Genomic DNA, 3,422 nt, shown 5'->3' with positions numbered 1-3,422 from the left:
AGCGCCGGGATCCGGATGCCGAGGATGCACCCGCACATGCTGCGCCACACCTTCGTCACCACCATGCTCGACGCTGGCCTGAGCCTGCGCGACGTGCAGATCGCCGCCCGTCACGCCGATCCGCACACGACCATGCGCTACGACCGCGCCCGCAAGAACCTCGACCGGCACCCCAACTACATCCTCGCCGCCTACATGGCCTCCGGAACGTAGCGACCACAACGAGCTGATCTGCCGATGAGGGGTCGTCAGTAGAGGGTGCCTTCGTGGCCGCCGATCGGAGGCTCACCGGGTGGCGAGCATGAGCGCGATGACGCCGAAGTTCATCCGGATGAGTGTCGGGCCTGCTCCAGGTTCGACTGGTGGGGGCCGGAGAGCCAGTCTTGACCCAGACGCGCGTCGACCGGTTCCTCTCCTCGCCGCAGCGCGTCGATGTACGCATGATCGGCGGCGAGGCGGGCCGCCACCTCGGGACCCTCGGCAACGGCCCCGTGGCCGGGGACCAGGACTTCGATGTGGCTGGCAGCCTCACCCAGCCGGTCGAGTGCCGTCTCGTAGGCGCCTACCTGATCGGGGCGGCGAGGGTCGAGGAGCGGGATCAGGACGTCGGAGAGCATGTCGCCGGCGAGCAGGACGCCACGGTCCGCGAGGAGGACCGCGGCGTGGCCGATGGCGTGCGCCTGATGCTCGACGATCTCGCCCGGCACGGGTCCCCCGTCCGCGGGCAGCGGGGAGAGGAGCCCGATCAGATCGAGAGGGATGCCCGACGCGCTCTCCGCCGCCATCGTCTGCGCCCGCTCCCGGGCTTGACTGGCAGCGTGGGCGCCGGCGGGGGTGGCGTAGCGCGGCACGTCGCCGAACCGGGAATGCCAGAGCAGATGGTCCCAGTGGGGATGGGTGGAGAACCCGGCGACCACCGGAATGCCGAGCCGGTCCACGTCATCGGCGAGCTGGTTCAGATCGGAACCGTCGATGCCGGGATCGACCAGGATCAACCCATCCTCCCCGCGCACCACGACGGCATTGCTCCAGACCCACTCGCTCTGCCGGACCCAGACGCCGTCGGCCACCTGATTCAGCATTGGTTCACTTTGTCAGGTGTCTCCGTCCGGCGCGAGTCGCGACGCCCTTCGGGTCTGGATTCGGGACCGGCGGGCGTCCCCCGAAACGCACTCACATACCGCGATCCGCGCGCTACGCAGCGTCACGCCGAGCTGGCCCGGTTGCCGTCCGGACGTGCCGATGAGCGGACGTTGGCGTCTCAGCCGAGGTTACGGGACGGAGCGGAGACGGAGCGCGGTGCTGGGTCCACCGGCCGTGGATGGGTACAAGACGACGGTTGCCGGCGCACAGTCCTGGCGCGCGCCAAGTCGGCATTGCCCGACAGGCAAGTTTGCCCATCAGGCAAGTTTGGGCGTACAGTGGCGGCGTGCAGTCAGATGAGGCGGTGGAGACCGGGCTGCGGGCCAGGAAGAAGCTGACAACCCGGCAGGCACTCGCGCGGGCTGCGCTGCGGCTGGCGGTCGAGCGAGGACCGGGTAACGTCCGGCGGGAGGACATCGCCGCCGCGGTGGACGTGTCGTTGCGCACGTTCACCAACTACTTCTCCAGCAAGGAGGAGGCGATCGTCTCACTCGCGATTGACCGGGCCGCCGGTATCGGCGTGGCACTGCGCGGCCGGCCCGCCGCCGAGCCGCTCGGTGAGGCGCTCATCGCGGCCTTCGTCGAGCAGCATGCGCAAGCGACGCCGAGCCGGGAGTGGATCGCCCAGATCCGGGTCATCGTCTGCGCCCCCGAGCTGCAGGGCGCGTACCTGACCGCGCTGGCCGGGATCGAGCGCTTGCTGGCCGAGGCGATCGCGGAGCGTACCGGCACCGACGTCCGCCTCGACCTGCATCCTCGGGCGGTCGCGGCCGCTGCCTGCGCTGCCGAGCGGGTGGCCATCGGCTACTGGCTGGACTCGGATAGGGTCCTCCCGCTGGCCGAGGTGCTACGCCAGGCGATCGGGCAGGTGGTTCGGTGAGGATCAGCGGCGTGCGGGTCTTCGACGGTGAACGCGTGCTGCCGAACCAGGACGTCGCGATCGACGACGGCGTCATCACCCGGGTGACTGCGGCGGTTGCCGGATCAGCTGATGTGGACGGGCGGGGTCGCACGCTGCTGCCCGGGCTCTTCGACGCACACGTGCATCTGGCCCCGCAGCCCGAGGCGGCGCTGCGCCAACTCGCCGAATCGGGCGTCACCACGGCGCTGGACATGTTCAGCGGTGGCGAACCGCTCGCCCACATGCTGCAGCTCAGGCAGGCCGACCCGGCACATCTCGCCGCCCTACGAACCGCCGGCACCGGCGCCACCGCGCCCGGGAACATGCTGGAGAAACTGGCTGGGCACCCGTTGCCGACCGTGCACAGCCCGGCCGTCGCGGACGCGTGGGTGGACGAGCGCCTACACGAGGGCGCCGACTTCATCAAGATTGTCTACGACGTACGCGAGGGCGGCCCGCTCGACCTGGCCACGGTGCGGGCGCTGGTGGACGCCGCGCACGCCCGGGGCGTGCTCGCGGTCGCGCACACGATCGCCGAGCCGCGGGCGCGGGAGGCCATCGCCGCTGGCGTGGACGGGTTGGCGCACCTGTTCATTGGCGACAGCGTCGACGAGGACTTCGGCCAGTTTGCCGCCGACCACGGCGTCTTTGTCGTGCCGACGCTGATCGTCCTGCGCGGCCTGTGCGGCCACCGCCCACACGAGGACCTGCAGGCCGACCGCCGGTTGGCTGACCGGGTCAACCGGGGCAGGCCGCCGATCCCGATCAGACCGGCCGATCCCAGCCGCAACCACCTCTACGCCGCCGCCATTACTGCGCTGCGCCAACTGGCCGCGGCCGGCGTCCCCGTGCTCGCCGGCACAGACACCGGCCTGCCCACCGCCGCGTTGGGCGTCTTCGGGTACGGTGCCACGCTGCACGCAGAGCTGGAATTGCTCGTCGAAGCCGGCCTAAGTCCGATCCAGGCGCTCGTCGCCGCCACCTCGGCACCAGCCCGGGCCTTCCGACTCACCGACCGCGGCCGTATCCGGCCCGGCATGCGGGCCGACCTGGTACTGGTGAACGGCGACCCCACCCAGGACATCCGCGACACACGTAACCTCGTCGCCGTCTGGAAGCGCGGGGCCTGCCTGAAACTCGCCGAGTCGGGCAACTGAACCCCGGCAGGCAAATGCACTCGTTACACCCACCTGAACCTGCCGACCGCCGCCGCGGACACGTTCCCGCGCCGACGGTTCCCGAACTCCGACACTCTTCTAATGGGTTCCGTCAGCCTGCTGGTGCAGGATGGCTCCGGTAGCGGCTGGCGGGTCAGCACTCCACTCTTCGGGCCTTCGAGGTCTTGCGGCAGACCGTGCGCCCGCCGGTCGTGAGGAGG

At 70.5% G+C, this 3,422-nt stretch carries 4 protein-coding genes; 3 read left to right on the top strand and 1 reads right to left on the bottom strand.

From position 1 onward, the window contains the following. Positions 1-213: tyrosine-type recombinase/integrase (locus DKL51_RS07240; RefSeq protein ID WP_148097741.1), on the top strand; the 213-nt coding region annotated here is incomplete at its 5' end. A gap of 110 nt (positions 214-323) precedes the next feature. Here DKL51_RS07240 and DKL51_RS07235 read toward each other — a convergent pair. After that, a complete protein-coding gene (locus DKL51_RS07235; RefSeq protein WP_109945945.1) occupies positions 324-1,082 on the bottom strand; it encodes an MBL fold metallo-hydrolase in 759 nt (252 codons plus the stop codon). Between the two features lie 347 nt (positions 1,083-1,429). On the opposite strand from DKL51_RS07235, the gene DKL51_RS07230 reads away from it, so the two are divergent. Next, complete coding sequence (locus DKL51_RS07230; RefSeq protein WP_260428406.1) at positions 1,430-2,023, top strand: TetR/AcrR family transcriptional regulator; 594 nt, start codon at positions 1,430-1,432, stop codon at positions 2,021-2,023. Further along, positions 2,020-3,201 (top strand): amidohydrolase family protein, encoded by a 1,182-nt coding sequence (locus DKL51_RS07225; protein ID WP_124811858.1) that lies wholly within the window; start codon positions 2,020-2,022, stop codon positions 3,199-3,201. The genes DKL51_RS07230 and DKL51_RS07225 overlap by 4 nt, the downstream gene beginning before the upstream one ends. The last annotated feature ends 221 nt before the right edge of the window (positions 3,202-3,422 follow it).

This window comes from Micromonospora globispora (assembly GCF_003857015.1).
Classification (GTDB): Bacteria; Actinomycetota; Actinomycetes; order Mycobacteriales; family Micromonosporaceae; genus Micromonospora; species Micromonospora globispora.
This window is presented reverse-complemented; position numbering and strand designations above follow the sequence as displayed.

Coding starts and splice junctions, on each gene's coding strand:
- DKL51_RS07235 (WP_109945945.1), bottom strand. CDS start 1,082: ATGCTGAATCAGGTGGCCGACGGCGTCTGGGTCCGGCAGAGCGAGTGG.